Origin of the sequence: Streptomyces graminilatus (assembly GCF_001418565.1) — a bacterium.
In the GTDB taxonomy this organism is placed as follows: domain Bacteria; phylum Actinomycetota; class Actinomycetes; order Streptomycetales; family Streptomycetaceae; genus Streptomyces; species Streptomyces graminilatus.
On record NZ_LIQQ01000387.1, the window covers coordinates 1 to 19,306 of the forward strand.

Sequence of the window (19,306 nt, forward strand, 5' to 3'; positions counted from 1 at the left end):
GGGAAGGGGCGGCGGGGGCGATAAATTGGGGGCACTGTGTCTGACTTCTCTCGCCCCGAGGGCTCCCCGGAGCCCACCCCCGCTTCCGCCCGCGCCAAGGGCGCCGCCCGCTTCCCCGGCGGGCCGCAGGCCGACCCCGCCGGGTCCCATTTCGAGCGCCGGATCAGGAGTTTTCAGCCCCGGCGCAGCCGGGTCACCACCGGCCAGGGTGACGCCCTGCGGCGGCTGTGGCCCAAGTGGGGCCTCGACATCGACGGCCGCGCTCTCCACCTGGGCGAGCTGTTCGGGAACGACCTGCCCGTCGTACTGGAGATCGGGTTCGGGATGGGCGAGGCCACCGCGAGGATGGCCGCCGACGATCCCGGCACCAACGTCCTCGCCGTCGACGTGCACACCCCGGGCCAGGGAAATCTCCTCAACCTCGCCGACCAGCAGGGGCTGACCAACGTCCGGGTCGCCAACGGCGACGCCATCATCCTGCTCCGCGAGATGCTCACCCCCGGCTCCCTCGACGGCCTGCGCGTCTATTTCCCCGACCCCTGGCCCAAGAAGCGCCACCACAAGCGGCGCCTGATCCAGGCCGAGTTCCTCGACCTCGTCGCCGGCCCGCTGCGGCCCGGCGGACACGTGCACTGCGCGACCGACTGGGAGCCGTACGCCGAGCAGATGCTCGATGTGCTGAGCGCGCACCCGGAGTTCGAGAACACCCAGCAGGGGGGCGGTTACGCGCCACGTCCGGAGTTCCGGCCGCTGACCCGTTTCGAGGGCCAGGGACTGGCGAAGGGCCATGTCGTGAACGACCTGCTGTTCCGCCGAGTCCAGCACAAGTAAGCACTAGTAAGCACAAGTAGCCACAAGCAAGAAGCACGGGTTGGGCAACCGCCGTTAGGGTCATTGCCGTGGCCCTCTTTCCGCCGTACCCGACGCACCCCGGCGACCCCGCTGACGGCCTCGCCAACAGTCCCGTCGGCGGGGCGCCGCGGCACGCTCACTGGTGGCAGCGGAGGTCGGTCCGGTACGGCGCGCCGGCCGGCCTGCTCGCTCTCTCCGGGCTCGTCATCCTCGCCCTCGTCCGTCAGCAGACCGGCACCGAGGGCTTTCTGGTCGGGCTCGGGCTCGCCGTACTGCCCGTGCCCTTGCTCGTCGCCGCGTTCCGGTGGCTGGACCGGGTCGAGCCGGGGCCCTGGCGGAACCTGCTCTTCGCCTTCGCCTGGGGCGCCTGCGCGGCGGCCCTGATAGCGATCGTCGCCAACAGTTTCGCGACCAGATGGATAGCGACGGCCACCGCCGACCCGTCCGGCGCGGACACCCTCGGGGCCACGGTCATAGCGCCCGTGGTCGAGGAATCGGCGAAGGCCGCGGCCGTACTGCTCGTCTTTCTCTTCCGGCGGCGCGACTTCACCGGGATCGTCGACGGAGTCGTGATCGCCGGGGTCACCGCCACCGGCTTCGCCTTCACCGAGAACATCCTCTATCTCGGCACCGCCTTCGGCACCGACCAGCTCACCGGGGACAGCGGTATCGCCTCGGTCACCGCGGCGACCTTCTTCGTGCGCGTCATCATGTCGCCGTTCGCGCACCCCCTGTTCACGGTCCTCACCGGCATCGGTTTCGGCATCTCCGCGCTGTCGGGCGAGCGCCACCGCGTCCTCCGGGTGCTGTTTCCGCCGGCCGGGCTGCTCCTCGCGATGAGCATGCACGCCCTGTGGAACGGCTCGTCGACCTTCGGGGAGTACGGCTTCATCGCGGTGTACGCCGCGATCATGCTGCCCGCGTTCGGGCTGCTGACCTGGCTGGTCATCTGGACCCGGCAGCGCGAACTGCGCACCGTGCGCGCCGAGTTGCCGGCGTATGTGCTGGCCGGCTGGCTGATCCCGGCCGAGCCGTACGCCCTCGGCTCGATGCGCGCCCGGCGCCTGGCCCGGGACTACGCCCGCCGTCACCTGGGCAGGCCCGCCGCCCGTGAGGTCGCGCGGTACGAGGCGTACGCCACCTCGCTCGCGTTCCTGCGTCACCGGGGGCGCCTGGGCCGCGCGGGCGCCGACTTCGTCGTCCGGGAGCGGGAGCTGCTGGGCGAGCTGTGGCAGCGCAGGGCGGTGGCCCGCCCGGCCCTGGACCACGCGGCCCACGTCACGGCTCCGGTTCCGGTCCCGTTTCACGCACCGGTTCCCGTCTCGATTCCGGGCCCCATGCACCCGGCGACGACCTGGCCGGCGTACGGGCCACAGCCGTACGCCGGACAACCGTACGCCGGACAGCCGTACGGGCCACAGGGGTACAGGCCGACGAGCCCGCACCCGGCGTACACGTACAACCCGTACCGTTCCTAGCCGTCGGCAGACGTCAGGCGCCGCTCACGCCGAAGCCGCCGTCAGGCTCGCGATCTCCGTCTCCGTCAGTTCCAGTTCCGCGACCGCGAGCAGCGGCGGGAGCTGTTCGGCCGTGCGGGCGGACGCGATCGGGGCGGCCACCGTCGGCCGGGCGGCGAGCCAGGCCAGGGCGACCGTGGCGACCTCCACCCCGTGTTCCGCCGCGACGGTGTCCAGTGCGGCCAGGACCTTCCGGCCGCGCTCCGACTCCAGGTGCTCGGCGGCGCCCTCCGCACGCGCGCTGTCGACCGTCGTGCCGGCGCGGTACTTGCCGGTGAGGAAGCCGGAGGCCAGCGCGAAGTACGGGACGGCGGCGAGGCCCGTCCGGGAGGCTATGTCGCGCAGCGGGCCCTCGTAGGTGTCGCGGGAGACCAGGTTGTAGTGGGGCTGGATGGCCACGTACTTGGCCAGGCCCTCGCGGTCGGAGAAGTCCAGGGAGTCCTGGAGCCGCTCGGGCGAGATGTTGGAGACGGCGATGTGCCGCACCTTGCCCGCGGTCACCAGTTCGTCGAGGGCGCCGATGATCTCCTCGACGGGCACCTCGGGCTTGTCGAAGTGCGTGAAGTAGAGGTCGATGTAGTCGGTGTCGAGGCGGCGCAGGGAGGCGTCGGCGGCGGCCTTGATGTTGGTGCCCGAGAGGCCGGGGTATTCGGGGTGCTGGCTGACCTTCGTCGCGACGACGATGTCCGCGCGGTTGCCCCGCGCCTTGAGCCACTTGCCGATGATGGTCTCGGACTCACCGCCCTTGTTTCCGGCGGCCCACGCCGAGTAGACGTCGGCGGTGTCGATGAAGTTGCCGCCGGCGGAGGCGTAGGCGTCCAGCACCTCGAAGGAGCTTGTCTCGTCGGCGGTCCAGCCGAAGACGTTGCCGCCCAGGGCGAGCGGGAAGACCTCTAGGTCTGATGATCCGAGCTTACGAAGAGCAGTCATGTTCATCGCAACACCCGCCACGGAGGCCGTGATTCCGGCCGGCTCACGAAGTTCGTGTGAACGACCGGACGAACCGCCGAACGCACGACGAAAACCGGTAGTCCTGACCCCATGGAGGGTCAGGACTACCGGAGGGAGATCGGGGAACGCGTCTCCTACGGGTTGAGGCCCATCGACCGCAGCCACACCGCGGGGTCGAGCCTCGCGCTGGCGGAGTCGGGGGCGTCGCCGGAGTGGTGGACCTCCAGGTGGAGGTGGGCCCCGGTGACGTTGCCGGTCGCGCCGACGCGGCCGATGATGTCGCCCGTGCCAACCTTCTGGCCGACGCTGACGTTGATCGACGACTGGTGGGCGAACCACAGCTCGGTGCCGTCGTCGAGGGTGAGGATCGTGCGGTAGCCGTACGAGCCGCTCCAGCCCGCCTCGGTGATCGTGCCGCTGTGGATGGCCTTGATCGGCGTGCCGGTGGGCGCGGCGAAGTCGAGGCCGGTGTGGTAACCGGAGGACCACAGCGCGCCGGCCTGGCCGTAGGTCGAGGTGATCACGTACGAGGAGACCGGCAGCGTGTATTCCTTGGCCAGCTCGGCGAGACGCGCGGCCTCCCGCTTCGCCTCCGCCGCTTCCGCCGCCTTCTTCTTCTCGGCGGCGGCCTTCACGGCGGCCTCGCGCTTCACCTTGGCGGCCTCGGCGGCGGCCTTCCTCGCGGCGGCGTCCTGGGCGGCCTGCTGGACCTTGGCCTCGGCCTGGTCCTTCTGCTGCTCGGCCTGGAGGATGATCCGGGAGAGCAGGGCCTCGCCCGCGTCGTCGGCGCCCTGCTGGGTCTCCTCGGCGGTGACGCCGACGGTGCTGAGCGCGGTGGGGGAGCCCTGGGGCTCGTCGTCCGAGTCGTCGTACGTGAAGGGCGAGCCGACGGAGGCCAGGTCGGGCATGGAGATGGAGACCGGCGGCTTGCCGGTCTGCGCGGTGGCCATGCCGGCCCCGCCGACAGCGGCTATGACGCCGACGCCGAGAACTGTGGAGCTGCGGGCGAGTCCTCCGCCACGCTGCTTGCCTACGCGGTGCCGGCCGCGAACAGGTCGGGTGGAGTCCGCGGTGGGATTCCACTCCTCCCAGGGGCCCTCGTCGGCGCGGCGGCCGGCGAAGCCGAAGGTCGGGATCTTCCCCGCCTCGGTCTCGCTGTTGCGCTGGCTCGGCATGAACGGGGCCTCAGGTGCAGCCGGGTTTGACGCCACGTGGGCGTGCTCCTTTCCTTCCTTCTCGCCTACCGGGTTAGCTGACGGGTTCGGAGCAGGAAGGTCTCCTACGCGCGTATACCTGCCGTGCTGCCACGGAGGCGGACGAGCGATTCACCCCAAGTTGGTGGTTCCCCGGTTCCCTTGCGGGATTCGGCGCGTGCGCACGGAGCCGCCTCTTGTGACGGCTGGGACAACCGCGCTGCGTTATCGAACGTTAATAGACCAGGAGGCATGATTCCAAGCTGTTCTCGTTGATCATTAATCCTTTTCCCGAGGACTTTCCGGGTCACCACCGGTGAAAAACGGGCGAGTTGACCATGCTAAATGTGATCCCCGACTCTTGACTATGCGTCAGATGTTGTGCGGAGAGGGACCGTTTACTCACCTTCGGTGACAACTGACGAGAAACTTACGTCCGGACACGCGCCCGCGCCGATGTCAGGCCCGTCGTATGGCGAGCAGCGCCATGTCGTCGGTCGTCCCGCCGCCCGAGTGCCGGCGCACCTCGTCCGCGAGGGTGGCGAGCAGGACGCCCGGGGCGCGGAAGACGCGGCCCGTGAGCCGGGCCGCCGGGTCGAAGAAGGTTCCGTGCCGGTCGCGGGCCTCGGACAGCCCGTCGGTGTGCAGGAGCAGCGTCGCGCCGCCGGGAAAGGGCTCGTCCTCCACACGGTCGGGCCAACTGCCGAGGTCACCCATGCCGAGCGGCAGCGCGGGCAGCGGCGGGTCGAGGGTGCGCAGGGTGCCGTCGGCGGCGAGGAGCAGGGGCGGGGGGTGGCCGCGGTTGAGGACGCGTACGATCCCGTCGCCGTGCGGGAGTTCGGCGAGGATCGCGGTGGTGAAACCCTCGGCGGCTTCGAGACCGTCACGCCGGGCCCCTTCGCGGGCGAGGGCGCGCTCCAGCCGCTGGGCCACCGCCTCCAGGGTCGACTCCTGCTCGGCGGCCTCCCGGAACGCCCCGATGACGACGGCGACGGTCGCCACCGCCCCCATGCCCTTGCCGCGCACGTCCCCGAGGAGCACCCGTACGCCGTACGCGGTGTCCTGCACGGCGTACAGGTCGCCGCCGATGAAGGCACCCTCATGGGCGGCCTCGTACCGCGCGGCGACCTCGAACCCGCCGATGTGCGCCTCCGGCTCGGGCAGTACGGCGCGCTGCACGGCCTCGGCGATCTCGCGGGCCGAGGCGAGGCGCCGGTCGCCCCGGCGCACGACCCGGTTGATGACGACGGCCAGCACGGCGACCGTGGCCACGGTGACCGTCTCGGTGATCGCGTCCGGGTCCGGGACGGCCCCGAAGCGGAGGTGGACGACGCACTCGGTGAGCAGGGCGGCGGCGCCGGTGACCACCGTCGTACGCAGCGAGGAGAGCGGGGCGGCGATGAGCGGGGCGGCCGTGAAGAAGGGGACGGCGGTGATGTCTCGCGGGGTGACGATGTCGTAGACGGCCCCGGTGACGATCAGGAGCGCGGGCAGGACGCGGACGAGGGCCCGCACCCGCGAGACGGCCTTCGCCTCTTGCTCGCCCACCGCCGGGTCGAGGAAGTCCTCCGACCGTCCCATCTCGTCTTGTCTCCCAACGGATCACCACGGTCCGTTCCGGCCTGTACGGCCTGTCCGTCCCGTCCAGGTTTCCCGGGGCGGGCGCGGCGGGCGAGCCAGGTGGACCGACCGGGCTAAGAAGCTTCGGGGACACCGGGACACCCGGACACCCGGCCACCGGGACTCCGGGACACCCAGACTCCGGGACCCCCGGACTCCGGGACCCCCGGAACGCCTCACGAATGATTGGCACGGAGAATCGGGCCGGCTCAGGTGGCCCCGAGTCACTGCCGCTGCTGCGGAAAGGCCCATCCCGTCCAGTTTGGGCGTGGCGGCTGCGCGATCAGATCGAGCTGGGGTCCGCTGTTGTCCGGCAGGGCCTCGCGCGTGGGGGCGGCCTGGCGAGCGGGGGCGGCCTGGCGGGCGTGCCGGCCTCGGGGGGCGGGATGACTTCCCGCGATGTTGAAGTCCAGGAGGAGGTCATCGAGCGCCTGCACCTGCGCGCCGGCGCCCGCCTTCTCCAGGTGCTGCTGGGCCTGGCGTACGAGCCGCTCGATCTCGATCTTGGCGCGCAGCTCCAGGCTGGTCCGCTGGGACGCCGCCTGCTGGACGGCCTGCTCGGCCTCGACCCGGAGCTGGTCGATGTCCTTGAGCGTCTTGTTCAGTGACGCGTAGGTATTGGCCCGGTGGTCCTTGGTGCGGTTTTCGGCGTTCTGAAGCATTTCGTGGGCCGTGCGTTCCGCTCTGGCGATGATCGCGTCCGCACGACTGTGCGCCTCGGCGACTATCTGCTCGTGCCGGCCCCGGCCACGCAGTTCGAGCCGGGCCGCGGTGGCCGCCCCGTCCGCGATGATCGCGGCTGCTCGCGTCTCCGCCTCAGGAGCCCGGTCGTGCAGCCGCTGGTATTCCTCCTGGGCCGTCTTCAGCAGGTTGGACGCGCGGCGTTCCAGACGGACCGCCGCCTGTATCCGATGGTTCGCGCTCTCCTGTGCGGCGCGCGCCTGAGCGATCACCACGCCGGGTTGCTCGGTCAGTTCGCGCAGTCTTTTGTTCTCCAGTTCCAGGCGGGCAATGTGGGCCTGCGGAGAATCGCCCTCCCCCGCTGTCGCTTTGTGGAAGGCCTGTTCCTCCGAGCGCAGTCGCCGCAGTTGCTCACCCCACTGATCCGCGTCGCCCCCAAGAGTGGTGACGACGTCCCGGAGGAGGTCCTCGGCGGGCACCTTCTTGGCGTTGAACAACTCCGATAAACGAGGCTGGCTGTACCCGGACCTTTCGGCGAGCTGCGTCAGGGTGGGGTTCCCTGCCTGCTCACGCAGCTTGCGGAGGTCCATGCTGAAGGCCGTCAGAGGACGTCCGTCGTCCTCCAGGACATTCATCTTGCGCCCCACGGGACCCCCTCGCCGCACAGTTCACTGACAGAGCGTCATTCTTTCCGCAGAACATACGAATAATCCAATCGATCTTGGAATCCCGGATAATGTTCAACGCTGGAATATCTCCGGGCCGTTCCCCGAACGGTGGGCGATGAATTCCGGAAGATTCAGATGATCGATAATCGATCGCATACCGAGCGCCCGCTCAGCGACCCAAGTTCGCCGTTGCCTCGAAGGGGAATATCGCGTTTGGTTTGAACATGCACGGAGGTCTTGACTTGAGGAGAACCTCTGAGCCGGGCCCCGCTCCGAGTGCGCGGCACGGGGCGGCGAGAGAGACGACCGACAGCCTCAGCGGGGATGCCACGCCAGGAGCCCCGCTGAAGAACCTCGACCCTCTTCAAGTCTCCTCAAGGACAAGCCATGATGCCCTGGACCGCCGCGATCGGCCTGGTCACGTTCCTGGTCACCACCTACTTCTCCGTCGAGCAACTGCGCAAACGCAAGAAGGCCGCGGAGGCCCAACGGCTCAAGCCCGACTACGACCTGCTGGACGAAGTCGTCGTCGTACTCGGCAAGCTGGAGGCGCTGCCGGCCCAGAAGGCCGACCTGGCCCTGCTGACCGAGCTGCGCAGCCGGGTCAAGCAGGCGGAACGCCGCTCCCCCGATCTGCTGTTCGCTGAGATCGTCGCCCGGATAGACATCTTCCAGAAAGCCGTACTGCCCGACTGTTTCGGCAAGAAGCTGACGAGCAAGCGGGTCACCCTGGACGAACTCCTGGAGCTGTCCAGGAAGCAGGGCGCCGCGCTGACGGACATCAGGGCCGCGTGCGACGCGGTACAGCTCGAAATCGACCGCCGCACCACCTGACGCGGGAAACGACTCAGGGCCGGAAACCAGTTTCCTGGTTTCCGGCCCTGGGCCTTTAGTAGCGGGGACAGGATTTGAACCTGCGACCTCTGGGTTATGAGCCCAGCGAGCTACCGAGCTGCTCCACCCCGCGCCGTTGAATGCAACTATACGCCATCCGCGGGACCCTGATCACCACGTTAAAACCGCCGACGCATCAGCGTCACCGACCTCACCGACCTCACCGACCTCACCGACCTCACCGACCTCGTCAGCGTCGTCAGCCCAGGAGGTGGGCGTTGGGAGCCTTGGCGCGCTCCTCGTGCTCGGGGAGTACGACGACCTCGACGCCCTCGTCCGCGAGCAGCCCGTTCCCGTCCGCCGCCACCACGAAGGTGTCCGGCTCGCGCCAGGCGGTCACCACCCGCCGTACGCCCGCGTCGAGGATCAGCCGGGCGCAGGGCGCGGGACGGGAGGCGCGGCGGGCGCAGGGCTCCAGGCTGCTGTAGACGGTGGCCGCCGGGAGCCGGGGGTCGGCCGGGTCGAGCTTGGCGAGCGCCGCCTCCTCCGCGTGCACGACCGGGTCGCCGCCCTCCCGGGAGTACCCGCGCGCCAGTTCCGTGCCGTCGGCGGCGACCACCACCGCGCCGACGCTGAACGCCGTGCGCGACGGCGGACACCGCTCCGCCAGTTCGCACGCCAGCACGAGCCAGCGCCGGTCGGCGGCGGAGGCGAGCGGGCCGGCGCCGGGGGCAGTGGGCTCGTACGTCATGAGGACGACGTCCTCGATACGCCGGGTCTCCGTGAGCCGGAGCCGGCCACCCTGGTAGGCGCCGGGGCCGAAGAGGCGGGGGGCGGCCGGGTCGCCGACGAAGAGGGGCGCGAGGACGAGCTGGAGTTCGTCGGCGAGGCCCTGCTGGAGGAGCTGGGTGTGGACGGTGCCACCGCCCTCGACCATGAGGCGCCGTACGCCCCGTACGTCGTGAAGGTGTTCGAGCAGGGCCCGCCAGTCGAGGGCGCCCGGCCCCAGGGAGACGATGTCGGTCTCGGCCCCCAGATCCGCCCGCCGGGCCCGCTCGGCACCTTCCTCGGTCGTGTAGACGAGTTTTCCGCCGCCCGTGTGCCAGAAGTTGGCGGCCGGGTCCAGCTCGCCCGATCCGCTCACCGTCACCTTGAGCGGGTACTCGGGCTTGCCCGCCGCCACCCGCGCCGCCCGCCGCTCGGGCGAGTTGACCAGCAGCCGCGGGTTGTCGGCGCGGATGGTGCCGGCGCCGATGAGGATCGCGTCGCTGGACGCCCGTACCTCGTCGACCCGGTCGAAGTCGGCGGGGCTGGAGAGCAGCAGCCGCTCGGGGCCGGTGTCGTCCAGGTAGCCGTCGAGGGAGACGGCGGCGGACAACAGGACGTGCGGGAGGGGCATGGGGACACTCTCTTCCGGCGACGCTTGCGATTCTTCCGGCGACGCTGCGATTCTTCCGGCGCCGGCGGGATGTCCGGGGCTCGCGGGACGTCCGGCGCTCTCAGGATGCCTGGCGCTTGGTTCAAGTTTTAAACAAACCTACACTGGTCGCATGACGACCCGCTGGCTCACCCCCGAGGAGCAGCGCGCGTGGCGCGCGTACGTCGCGGCCTCGCTCCTCCTGGAGGACGCGCTCGACCGGCAGCTCCAGCAGGACGCCGGGATGCCGCACCTCTACTACACGATCCTGGCCTACCTCTCCGAGACGCCCGAGCGGCGGCTGCGGATGACCGATCTCGCCGAGCGGCTGAAGATCACGCGCAGCCGGCTGACGTACGCCGTGGCGCGGCTGGAGAAGGACGGTCACGTCCGGCGCGAGGCCTGCCGGTGGGACAAGCGGGGCACCGTCGCCGCGCTCACCGACGAGGGCATGGCGGTGCTCGAACGTACCGCGCCCGGCCATGTCGCCACGGTCCGGGCCGCCCTCTTCGACCATCTGACCCCCGAGCAGGTGGGCCAGTTGGAGGAGATCGGTACGCGGATCGAGCGGGCGCTCCAGGGGGACGACGCGGAGTCTGCGCCGGAGGGCCTGCCATGGCTTCGGCGGTCCGTGAATCCGCCGTTGCTTTAACTTTGAAGCATGAGGTAGGGTCGCCACCAAGTGAGCATCTGCTTCAAAACTGAAGCAGATGTGAGTGCCAGAGGCTCAGGACCACCCGGGAGACCCGTATGCCCGACTTCCCCGCCGCCGCCACCCAGCGCTCGCGCGTCCGGGTACCGCTGCGCTTCAACGACGGCTACGGCGTCGACACCGAGCTGGTCACCTTCCACGGCCTGGCCGACGGTCAGGAGCACGTGGCGATGGTCCTCGGCGAACCGGCGCCCGGCACCACCCCGCTGGTCCGGCTGCACTCGGAGTGCCTCACGGGCGACGTCTTCGGCTCGGCCCGCTGCGACTGCGGCCCCCAGTTGCGCGAGGCCGTCGAGCGCATCGCCGAGCACGGGGGCGTCCTGCTCTACCTGCGCCAGGAGGGCCGGGGCATCGGCCTCTACAACAAGCTCGACGCGTACGCCCTCCAGGACGAGGGCCTCGACACCTACGCCGCGAACGCCGCGCTGGGCCTCCCGGAGGACGCCCGCGACTACACGGCGGCGGCCCAGATGCTCCGGGCCCTGGGCATCACCTCGGTGGACCTTCTCTCCAACAACCCGGACAAGGCCAACCAGCTCCGGGCCCTGGGCACGGACGTCCGCGACCGCGTCCCCACAGGCGTGTTCAGCACCCCGGCCAACGTCCGCTACCTCCGCGCGAAGGTCCTGCAGACCCAGCACACGCTGCCGCTGGGCGAGTTGGGCGGTGTCGGCGGACACGGCGGCCTCACGGGCGGGCCCGCCGGCCGCACGGAACTGAGCGTCGGCTGACTGGCGGGTACAGGCCGGGCCGGGCCGACTCCCGGACATCGGGATCAGGTCCCCGACATCGGGATCAGGTCCCGGACATCGGGATCAGGTCCCGGACAGACGACTGGGCCGCGCGGTGTTCGCCGCGCGGCCCAGGACGTTCACCGCGATACCGAGAGGATCGCGGAGATCGCGGGGATCGCAAGGATCCCGAGGATCAGGCGGTGTTGATGTTCTCCGCCTGGGGGCCCTTCTGGCCCTGGACGACGTCGAACGTCACGGTCTGGCCCTCCTGGAGCTCACGGAAGCCCGAGGAGTTGATCGCGGAGTAGTGCGCGAAGACGTCCGGACCGCCGCCGTCCTGGGCGATGAAGCCGAAGCCCTTCTCCGCGTTGAACCACTTCACAGTGCCTGTAGCCACAGTCATGCCTTCCAGTCGATGAAACGTCTACCCCTTTCTGGGGCAGACGGAGGTGATCGCCCTGGTCCCTGCGGCACAGCACAGCAAAGCGCCCACACCAAAGGCGTGGGCAAGGGGAAATCCGAACCACGACAGCTCACACAGACGCTACCCCTCCGCACCCTCCACCACCACAGAAAACGCCGCTCAGTATTCCGGCCGTACTCGTGGGTGATGGCTCGGTGGGCCGACGGGCACGCTCAATTCAGCTCGCGTTCGGCGGATTGGCTGATTTGTCGGCGCGGCGGTATTCGGCGTTGAGGCGCTGGGCTTCTTCGAGCTGGTCCTCAAGGATGATGATCCGGCAGGCGGCGTCGATCGGGGTGCCCCGGTCGACGAGTTCACGCGCGCGGGCCGCGATGCGCAGTTGGTAGCGGGAGTAGCGGCGGTGTCCGCCCTCGGAACGCAGCGGTGTGATCAGTCGTGCCTCGCCGAGGGCCCGGAGGAAACCGGGAGTGGTACTGAGCATCTCGGCGGCCCGGCCCATCGTGTAGGCGGGGTAGTCGTCGTCGTCAAGACGGCCCAGCGACTCGTCTGCTGTCATCTCACCTCTCTTGTGGAACACCGCAACCGCCCACTGCAACCGCACACCGCGACTGCTCGCGACAGTAATGATCCGGGTCTCCAATGTCTACTCCGGCCAGCATAGATTTTGGTGGGCCCGACGATGAGGTAATCCGCCTGGGCCGGTCCGCGAACGGCTCCCGTACCAAGGCGTGACACGACTGTCCCAGCCGCCCGGAGCTGCCGTTGCATAGACTCCGGTGCCATGCCGAAGCCTGACGACCTGATCGTTGACATCGCAGCCCTCGTGGAGTCCGGGCGGAGCAACCAGATGTCCCTGACCGTGGTCACCGGTGGTGCGGTCATCACCGGTCGACTGGCCCCCGAATCCGTGTGGCGCCAGCGGGTGTCGGAGGTCCTGACGGACTCCGCACAGCTCAGCGACTTCTCCGCCGTCTTCGAAGCCCCCGCCAAGAGGGACGGGCCGCCCACACATCTGCACTTCCATGTCGCCCGCATCCTCCAGGGCACGGTGGGCATCCCGGAGACGGGAGGCATGTACCGCATCGCCATCGAGGACGTCAGCGCCTGGACCGTGGGCGACTTCCGCTACTCGGACAACTGAGCCACCGACCGGACATGTCAGTGAGGGCCCCATCGGCACGTGCCGATGGGGCCCTCGCTGACATGTCCGGCGTTGCTTGTCGGCGTTGCTCGTCCGACCTTGCTCGTCCGGCCTTGCTCGTCCGGCCTTGCTCGTCCGGCCTTGCTCGTCCGGCCTTGCTCGTCCGGTCTTGCTCGTCCGGCCTTGCTCGTCCGGTCTTGCTCGTCCGGTCGTCGGTCAGACGGAGACCGGGTTGCCGAGCAGCGCCGAAGCCCGCTCGAACGGGCTCTCGGCACTCACCGGTTCGACCGGCGGAAGGGTGCCGCAGGTGAAGCCGAGCCGGGTCATCGCCCGTACGACCTCGCCCGCGCTGAAATCGCGGGGATCCTGGCGGGTGACGACCTGCCCGACCTGCTTGGCGGGGTAGCGGCGCCGCCCGACGACCACGGACTCACCGGTGACCGGCTCGGGCTTGACGCCCTTCATCGACTCCAGCACACCGCTCTTGGTCAGGTCGAACGGGAAGCGTGCGATGACACAGCGCATGATGCCTCACAGGAAGAAGAGACGGGGAGAAAGGCCGGGGCGGTTCAGCCGGCCAGGGGAAGGACGGGGCGGACACCCGGGGGCACGCCCAGGACATCACCACTGTCGGCGGTGATGTCGCTCAGGCGGACACGGTCCGTGTAGCCGCTGCTGTCCCGGACGGCGGCGAGCCGGGCCCGGGTCACCAGACCCACGTACTCGCCGTCCTCGTCGCGCAGGACCAGATGCCCCGCCCCGGCGGCGGCGCTGACGGACAGCGCCACCTCCACGGTCATGTCGTACGAGACCTGCGGTCCGGTCTCGTACGACATGACGTCGGCCGCCGTGCTGTGCGCGGGGTCGGCGGTCGCCGGGCGGGGGTGCATCTGGACCAGCGGCAAAGAGTGCCTCCTGCGGAGAGTGGATGTGGGACGGCTTCGTGCCCGGTCGGGTGCTACGCGGCCGTGGCGACGCCCGGCCGACGTGCGGGCGTACGGCCGGCCGCCGAGGCGGGGCGGCGACGGCCGCGTGAGGTGGCGCCGCGCTTCTTGGGCCGCTCGACCACCGGTGCCTTGATGACGACCGGGATGCCCGAGGGCGCCTGGGCGCCGGTGATGCGGTGCAGGGCCTCTTCGCCGGCGCGGACCCGGGTGGTCTGCGGGACGATGCCGGCCGCCGCCATCAGGCGGGTCATGTCGCGACGCTGGTTCGGGGTGACCAGGGTGACGACGCTGCCCGACTCACCGGCGCGGGCGGTCCGGCCGCCACGGTGGAGGTAGTCCTTGTGGTCGGTCGGCGGGTCGACGTTGACGACGAGGTCGAGGTTGTCGACGTGGATGCCGCGCGCCGCGACATTGGTCGCCACCAGCACGTTGACGTGCCCGCTCTTGAACTGCGTCAACGTACGGGTGCGCTGCGGCTGCGACTTCCCGCCGTGCAGCGCGGCGGCCCGCACCCCGCTGTTCAGGAGCTGCTCGGTGAGGCGGTCGACGGCGTGCTTGGTGTCGAGGAACATGATCACGCGGCCGTCGCGGGCCGCGATCTCGATGGTGGCCGAGTGCTTGTCGGCGCCGTGGACGTGCAGCACGTGGTGCTCCATCGTGGTGACCGCGCCGGCCGAGGGGTCGACGGAGTGCACGACCGGGTCGCTGAGGTAGCGGCGCACCAGCAGGTCGACGTTCCGGTCCAGGGTCGCGGAGAACAGCATGCGCTGGCCGTCGGGGCGTACCTGGTCGAGCAGGGCGGTGACCTGCGGCATGAAGCCCATGTCGGCCATCTGGTCGGCCTCGTCGAGGACGGTGATGGAGACCTGGTCCAGTCGGCAGTCACCGCGGTCGATGAGGTCCTTGAGGCGTCCCGGGGTGGCGACGACGATCTCGGCGCCGCCGCGCAGCGCGCTGGCCTGCCTGCCGATCGGCATCCCGCCGACCACGGTGGCCAGCCGCAGCCGGACGGCGCGGGCGTACGGAGTCAGCGCGTCGGTGACCTGCTGCGCCAGCTCACGCGTCGGTACGAGGACCAGCCCGAGCGGCTGCTTCGCCTCGGCGCGCTGCCCGACCGTACGGGCCAGCAGCGCCAGCCCGAAGGCGAGGGTCTTGCCGGAGCCGGTGCGCCCGCGGCCCAGTACGTCGCGGCCGGCGAGGGAGTTCGGCAGGGTCGCGGCCTGGATCGGGAAGGGCACGGTCACGCCCTGCGTGCTGAGCGCTGCCAGCAGTTCCTTGGGCATGTCGAGATCGGCGAAGCCCTCGACGGCGGGAAGCGCGGGAGTGATCGTCTCGGGGAGAGCGAACTCCCCCTGGGGCGCGGCGGACCGGCGACCGTAGCCACCGCCACCACCATTGCCACCGTTGCCATAGCCGTTGCCGGAACGGCCCTGCCCGCCACCGGAGCGGCCGGCGGTCGACGAACCGGATCGGCCACCGCTCCGTCCGGCGGCGGCACCGCCGTTACGGGTGCGGGAGAAACGGTCGTTCGTACGTGTGCGGTTCATGCGGAACCTTCCTCGATGCGGCTCACATCTAGGAATTTCCGCAGCGAAAAGCGGCGCGGGAATTGCAAGAATGGGCCGAAAGAATGCGAAAGCGAATCTGGCCGACAGTGAATTCACGCAGGCTCAGACATTGACTTGAGTGAGTTGAGACACTCGATGCGGATCGTTTCCCGGAACACCCGCCAGGGACCCGAACTCCTCGAATCCACCTCGATCCGATCCAAACCCGATCCAAACCCGAACCGAACCCGAACCCGAACCCGAACCGAATCCGATCCGAATCCGCGACCTCACGGATGACGCGGCGGAAACGACCGCGAGAAATGCACGCAGCTGGGTCCCGCACCCCGAGGGATGCGGGACCCAGCTACAGACTACGCGTCGACGTCAGGCAAGAACGATGTTCTCGGCCGTCGGGCCCTTCTGGCCCTGCGCGATGTCGAAGGTCACCTTCTGGCCCTCGAGCAGCTCGCGGAAGCCCTGGGCGGCGATGTTCGAGTAGTGGGCGAACACGTCAGGGCCGCCACCATCCTGCTCGATGAATCCGAAACCCTTTTCAGCGTTGAACCACTTCACGGTACCAGCAGCCATGTTCATATCTCCTTCGGGGGCAGTGCTTACGGGTCGGCACAGCGCAGACTCCGTGTCGCCGCGATGATTGCCCCGTCCGGAAAAGACCGGAATTGAAATTTCGGGAACCACAACTGCAACTTAGATCGACAGTAGCACACTGCGACGGCCGGCGAGCGTTGAATAACTCTCAGCTATTTATTGAGGTAAATAACCTGCCGGTGCGTTCCGCCAATATCTGAGCTCGCGGCCACAGATATTGGAGCAGGCTCAACGAAGGACCTGTCACCCGGGCGCACCCCGGCCCGACGCCCGACGCCCGGTCACACCGTGACGACGACCTTGCCCCGGGCGTGCTCCACTTCCAGGTACCGGATGGCCTCGGGTGCCTCGCTCAGCGGGTACGTCCGGTCGATCACCGGGGCGAGCTGCCCGGCGTCGGCCAGCTCCCGCAGTGCCGTGAGCACCGCCTTGTCGGGCGCCGGGCCGATGAGCGGGCGCAGCCGCTGCCGTACGAAGGGGGAGAGGAGCAGCCCCTTGAGGATGAGGACGGGCGCCCCGAGAAACTGCCCGGGCCGGCCCCCGCCACCGAGAACAAGCGTCCCGGTGGGCGTGAGGACACGCCGGAGATCGGATATCCCGTGGTTGGCCACAAGGTCGAGGACGAGGTCGTACCGCTGTCCGCCCCGCGTAGAGTCCTTCCGCGTGAAGTCCTCCAGCGTGTAGTCGACCACGTGGTCCGCGCCCAGGGACCGGACCAGCTCGACGTTGCGCGTACTGCACACGCCGGTCACTTCCGCGCCGAGCGCCTTCGCGACCTGCACGGCAAAGGTACCGACCCCACCGGAAGCGCCATTGACCAGCACATGCTGCCCGGCCCGCAGTTGTCCGATGTCGCGCAGTCCGCGCAGGGCTGTGGTTCCGGCCAGCGGCAGGGCCGCCGCCTGTTCGAAGGTCAGGGAGGCGGGCTTGCGCTCGACCCACGCGTCCGGGACACAGACGTACTCCGCGAACGTCCCGTCGACTTCCCCGAACACCTCGTCCCCGGGCCGCAGACCGAGCACGTTCGGACCCACGGCCGTCACCTCACCGGCGAAGTCCCGCCCCCGTATCCGAGCCCGAGGCGCACGCACCCCCAGCGCCAGCCTCGCCACGTACGGATCACCGCGCATGAGATGCCAGTCGTACGCGTTCACCCCGGCGGCCCGCACCCGCACCAGCACCTGCCCGTCACCGGGCACCGGCGCGTCCACGTCCCGAACCTCCAGCACATCCGGCGACCCATACCGCTCCTGGACAACCGCCTTCATGATTCCTCCCCCTCACGCCGTACTGGCAGGTTAGGGCGAGACCTGCCGCCCGGACATCAGGGAAGTGCCGTAGGGGCAGGAGAAGCACAGCCGGGATCCGCGGCAAGGCATAGTGCCTCCCTCGGTCCGCTCAGTGCCCGTAGGGAGGCTCGAAGCAGCCGGTCTCCAGATACGGGCCGTTGGACGGAGAGGCTCCAGGCACGCTGGGCAGGGCGCTGGAACTGCCTCCGGCTCCCTCTCCGGCCGCCGAGTCCGAGGCCCTCCGCTGACCGCAGGCACCGAGGGTCAGAATGAGGACGGCGCTGACAAGTGCAGGTGGCCCGCAACCGGTCCGCCGGCTCCAGGCACCCCCACACTCCGGAAGCGGTCCTGGAAATTGCCGTATCACCCCGCTGAGGAGTCCTGGCTTGCCGGTACAGGCTGTGGGGGCACGAGCGCCCTTTCCCCGCAGGACGAAGCCCTGGCCTCCGTGGAGTGTGTCCACCGGCTGGTGCGCCGCAGCCGCTGTCCCAGTGCCCGGTAGAAGCGGTCCGGCAGGAACACGGCGTCCGCGATGATCATCGCGCCGGAGAAGAGTGGCAGTCCCATGAGGACGGCGATGCCCAGGTGCATGCCCAGCAGCATGGTCAGGACCGGGTATTTCAGCCGTCCGAACAGGACGAACGGGAAGGCGACCTGCACCAGCACGGTCAGGTAGCAGGCGATGGCGATCAGTACATCGTGCTCGTCCGCCAGGAGGGAGAGTTCGGGCCAGGGCCGGAACAGGTCAAGGTTCAGGACGTAGTGGAGGGCGGTGCCGTTGCCCCAGGAGCCGCCCTGCACCTTGTAGAGGCCCGCGGATCCGTAGAGGAAGCAGACCTGGGCCGCGATGACGAACATGCCACAGTTGTGAAGTACGGCCGTCAAGGTCCGGCGAGACATGCCCAGTTGGTACCGGAGCCCGCCTGCTCCTGAGCTTGTCGAACTGCTCGCCCGTTCTCCCGCGATGGCTTGACTACGGGTTCTGCGCGAATCCAGGGACCAGCGTCGGCCGCACGCGGTGAAGACCAGGTAGACGGCCATCAGGAGGATGAGGTTGTCCCCTCCGTCGGTCATGAAGATCGCACGGGCGTGGAACGACGCCACTACGACCGCGAACAGCACGGACACCGCTCGGGTCCGCCAGCCCAGCATGAACAGCGCGGACGTGACGAGGGCCAGCGCGTAGCAGGTCTCGAAGTACGGCCGGCTGTCGGACAGCGTGAGGATGCTCAACCACCCTGTCTGGTCGAACAGTTGCCTGGCCAGCTCGGGCGTCCACGGTGCCCCGGGCCCCCAGATCTCGTCGCGGTGCGGAAACTCGCGCAGCAGGAAGACGAGGTAGAGGAACCCGTAGCCAATGCGCAGAACGGCCGCGGCGTAGAGGGAGATCGGCTGCTCGGTCAGGACGGTGAGAAACGCCCCGACCCGCTCCAGTACGCGGTGCGGCGGGCCTACGTGTGCCCGATCTGGGATACGTCGGTGCGGAGCGAGTGCCTGCTCAGTTTCCATGGGAGGTCACCTTCCACCAGGGCAGATACCGCGTTTCGACAGGCTTCGGCGCGGCGCCGGACGCACCGGGGCCGGGCTCCTCGGCCGGCGCGGCGACGGGCACGGTGATCACCCGCAGTTGGACGGACTCGAAGGTGCCGCCGCGGTGGTCGGTGACGCGGTCCGCCGCGATGTTGGTCAGGTATCGCTGCACCATGAGTGCCCGCTCCGAGCGGGGCCGGTCGTCACCGCCATGGGTTTCGAGGTACGAACTCCAGGCCCGCCGCAGCATGTTCTGAGCGGTGTGGCTCGGGAAGGTGTCGTGCTTCACCGCCGAGTAGTCGATGCCGCTCAGGTCGAACCAGCCGCTCACCCGCACCCTGCCGTCCGGGGTGGTGTGCATGGTCCTTGCCGAGATCTGCCGGTTGACCGACTCCGGATCCGGCGCGAAGAGCCGCCAGTTCTGCTCGAACAAGGGGAACACCCACGCGTCGACCTGGCGGCTGTACTGCCGGGAAAGGGAGTTCGAGGGTGCCACGTGCAGAAACACCAGGAGAACGTGGACCAGGGCTGTCGCCAGGCACAGGGCCACAGCCGCGCTCGTTCCCGCCTTCAGGAGGATGGGCGGAGGCTTCGCATGCCCTCGGCTCGGAAGAGTTGTCCCGCCCCGGTCCCCGCC

At 69.4% G+C, this 19,306-nt stretch carries 20 protein-coding genes, 1 tRNA gene and 1 riboswitch; of the genes, 6 read left to right on the top strand and 15 right to left on the bottom strand.

The window, feature by feature from the left end; all coding sequences use genetic code 11:
• Positions 1–36 precede the first annotated feature (36 nt).
• Complete coding sequence (gene trmB, locus AOK08_RS29875) at positions 37–831, top strand: tRNA (guanosine(46)-N7)-methyltransferase TrmB (RefSeq protein WP_055531840.1); 795 nt, start codon at positions 37–39, stop codon at positions 829–831.
• A 68-nt stretch (positions 832–899) separates the two neighbouring features.
• On the top strand, positions 900–2,330 hold the full coding sequence (locus tag AOK08_RS29880) for a PrsW family intramembrane metalloprotease (protein ID WP_055531842.1): 1,431 nt from the start codon (positions 900–902) through the stop codon (positions 2,328–2,330).
• Between the two features lie 24 nt (positions 2,331–2,354).
• Here AOK08_RS29880 and AOK08_RS29885 read toward each other — a convergent pair whose 3' ends face one another.
• The 4 genes from AOK08_RS29885 to AOK08_RS29900 all read right to left on the bottom strand — a co-directional run bounded on the left by AOK08_RS29885 (position 2,355) and on the right by AOK08_RS29900 (position 7,461).
• Positions 2,355–3,299 (bottom strand): aldo/keto reductase, encoded by a 945-nt coding sequence (locus AOK08_RS29885; RefSeq protein WP_055531864.1) that lies wholly within the window; start codon positions 3,297–3,299, stop codon positions 2,355–2,357.
• 155 nt (positions 3,300–3,454) lie between these two features.
• Entirely contained in the window at positions 3,455–4,531 is a 1,077-nt protein-coding gene (locus AOK08_RS29890) for a M23 family metallopeptidase (protein WP_055531844.1), read from the bottom strand.
• Between the two features lie 11 nt (positions 4,532–4,542).
• Positions 4,543–4,700: riboswitch (cyclic di-AMP (ydaO/yuaA leader) on the bottom strand.
• Positions 4,701–4,972: 272 nt separating this feature from the next.
• Positions 4,973–6,094 (bottom strand): PP2C family protein-serine/threonine phosphatase, encoded by a 1,122-nt coding sequence (locus AOK08_RS29895; RefSeq protein WP_055531846.1) that lies wholly within the window; start codon positions 6,092–6,094, stop codon positions 4,973–4,975.
• Positions 6,095–6,357: 263 nt separating this feature from the next.
• Positions 6,358–7,461 (bottom strand): helix-turn-helix domain-containing protein, encoded by a 1,104-nt coding sequence (locus tag AOK08_RS29900; RefSeq protein ID WP_055531848.1) that lies wholly within the window; start codon positions 7,459–7,461, stop codon positions 6,358–6,360.
• Positions 7,462–7,869: 408 nt separating this feature from the next.
• On the opposite strand from AOK08_RS29900, the gene AOK08_RS29905 reads away from it, so the two are divergent.
• On the top strand, positions 7,870–8,316 hold the full coding sequence (locus tag AOK08_RS29905) for a hypothetical protein (protein ID WP_055531850.1): 447 nt from the start codon (positions 7,870–7,872) through the stop codon (positions 8,314–8,316).
• Between the two features lie 59 nt (positions 8,317–8,375).
• On the opposite strand, the gene AOK08_RS29910 is transcribed toward AOK08_RS29905, so the two are convergent.
• A tRNA-Met gene (locus tag AOK08_RS29910) sits at positions 8,376–8,449 on the bottom strand.
• 126 nt (positions 8,450–8,575) lie between these two features.
• Positions 8,576–9,715: a dihydrofolate reductase family protein gene (locus AOK08_RS29915; RefSeq protein WP_055531851.1), complete on the bottom strand. Its 1,140-nt coding sequence runs from the start codon at positions 9,713–9,715 to the stop codon at positions 8,576–8,578.
• 151 nt (positions 9,716–9,866) lie between these two features.
• Here AOK08_RS29915 and AOK08_RS29920 point away from each other — a divergent pair, with 151 nt between their 5' ends.
• The gene (locus AOK08_RS29920; protein WP_055531853.1) at positions 9,867–10,385 is read left to right on the top strand and encodes a MarR family winged helix-turn-helix transcriptional regulator; all 519 of its coding nucleotides are present in this window, start codon (positions 9,867–9,869) and stop codon (positions 10,383–10,385) included.
• A gap of 98 nt (positions 10,386–10,483) precedes the next feature.
• Positions 10,484–11,176, top strand: coding sequence for a GTP cyclohydrolase II (locus AOK08_RS29925; RefSeq protein ID WP_055531855.1), 693 nt, complete (start codon positions 10,484–10,486; stop codon positions 11,174–11,176).
• A gap of 196 nt (positions 11,177–11,372) precedes the next feature.
• On the opposite strand, the gene AOK08_RS29930 is transcribed toward AOK08_RS29925, so the two are convergent.
• Both AOK08_RS29930 and AOK08_RS29935 read right to left on the bottom strand, forming a co-directional pair.
• Entirely contained in the window at positions 11,373–11,576 is a 204-nt protein-coding gene (locus AOK08_RS29930; RefSeq protein WP_055531856.1) for a cold-shock protein, read from the bottom strand.
• A 244-nt stretch (positions 11,577–11,820) separates the two neighbouring features.
• Positions 11,821–12,159: a MerR family transcriptional regulator gene (locus AOK08_RS29935; RefSeq protein WP_055531857.1), complete on the bottom strand. Its 339-nt coding sequence runs from the start codon at positions 12,157–12,159 to the stop codon at positions 11,821–11,823.
• Positions 12,160–12,384: 225 nt separating this feature from the next.
• On the opposite strand from AOK08_RS29935, the gene AOK08_RS29940 reads away from it, so the two are divergent.
• Complete coding sequence (locus AOK08_RS29940; protein WP_055531858.1) at positions 12,385–12,744, top strand: hypothetical protein; 360 nt, start codon at positions 12,385–12,387, stop codon at positions 12,742–12,744.
• Positions 12,745–12,960: 216 nt separating this feature from the next.
• On the opposite strand, the gene AOK08_RS29945 is transcribed toward AOK08_RS29940, so the two are convergent.
• From AOK08_RS29945 to AOK08_RS29975, 7 genes are all read right to left on the bottom strand, one after another.
• Positions 12,961–13,269 (bottom strand): SCO5918 family protein, encoded by a 309-nt coding sequence (locus tag AOK08_RS29945; RefSeq protein ID WP_055531859.1) that lies wholly within the window; start codon positions 13,267–13,269, stop codon positions 12,961–12,963.
• Positions 13,270–13,313: 44 nt separating this feature from the next.
• Complete coding sequence (locus AOK08_RS29950; RefSeq protein ID WP_055531860.1) at positions 13,314–13,649, bottom strand: CBS domain-containing protein; 336 nt, start codon at positions 13,647–13,649, stop codon at positions 13,314–13,316.
• A gap of 53 nt (positions 13,650–13,702) precedes the next feature.
• The gene (locus tag AOK08_RS29955) at positions 13,703–15,238 is read right to left on the bottom strand and encodes a DEAD/DEAH box helicase (RefSeq protein WP_055531861.1); all 1,536 of its coding nucleotides are present in this window, start codon (positions 15,236–15,238) and stop codon (positions 13,703–13,705) included.
• A gap of 387 nt (positions 15,239–15,625) precedes the next feature.
• Complete coding sequence (locus tag AOK08_RS29960) at positions 15,626–15,829, bottom strand: cold-shock protein (protein ID WP_055531870.1); 204 nt, start codon at positions 15,827–15,829, stop codon at positions 15,626–15,628.
• A 302-nt stretch (positions 15,830–16,131) separates the two neighbouring features.
• Entirely contained in the window at positions 16,132–17,118 is a 987-nt protein-coding gene (locus AOK08_RS29965) for an NAD(P)-dependent alcohol dehydrogenase (RefSeq protein ID WP_055531862.1), read from the bottom strand.
• A gap of 384 nt (positions 17,119–17,502) precedes the next feature.
• Complete coding sequence (locus AOK08_RS29970; RefSeq protein ID WP_107101083.1) at positions 17,503–18,648, bottom strand: HTTM domain-containing protein; 1,146 nt, start codon at positions 18,646–18,648, stop codon at positions 17,503–17,505.
• Positions 18,638–19,249: a DUF5819 family protein gene (locus AOK08_RS29975; protein WP_241827141.1), complete on the bottom strand. Its 612-nt coding sequence runs from the start codon at positions 19,247–19,249 to the stop codon at positions 18,638–18,640. Before AOK08_RS29975 ends, AOK08_RS29970 begins: the two co-directional genes overlap by 11 nt.
• Positions 19,250–19,306: the final 57 nt, after the last annotated feature.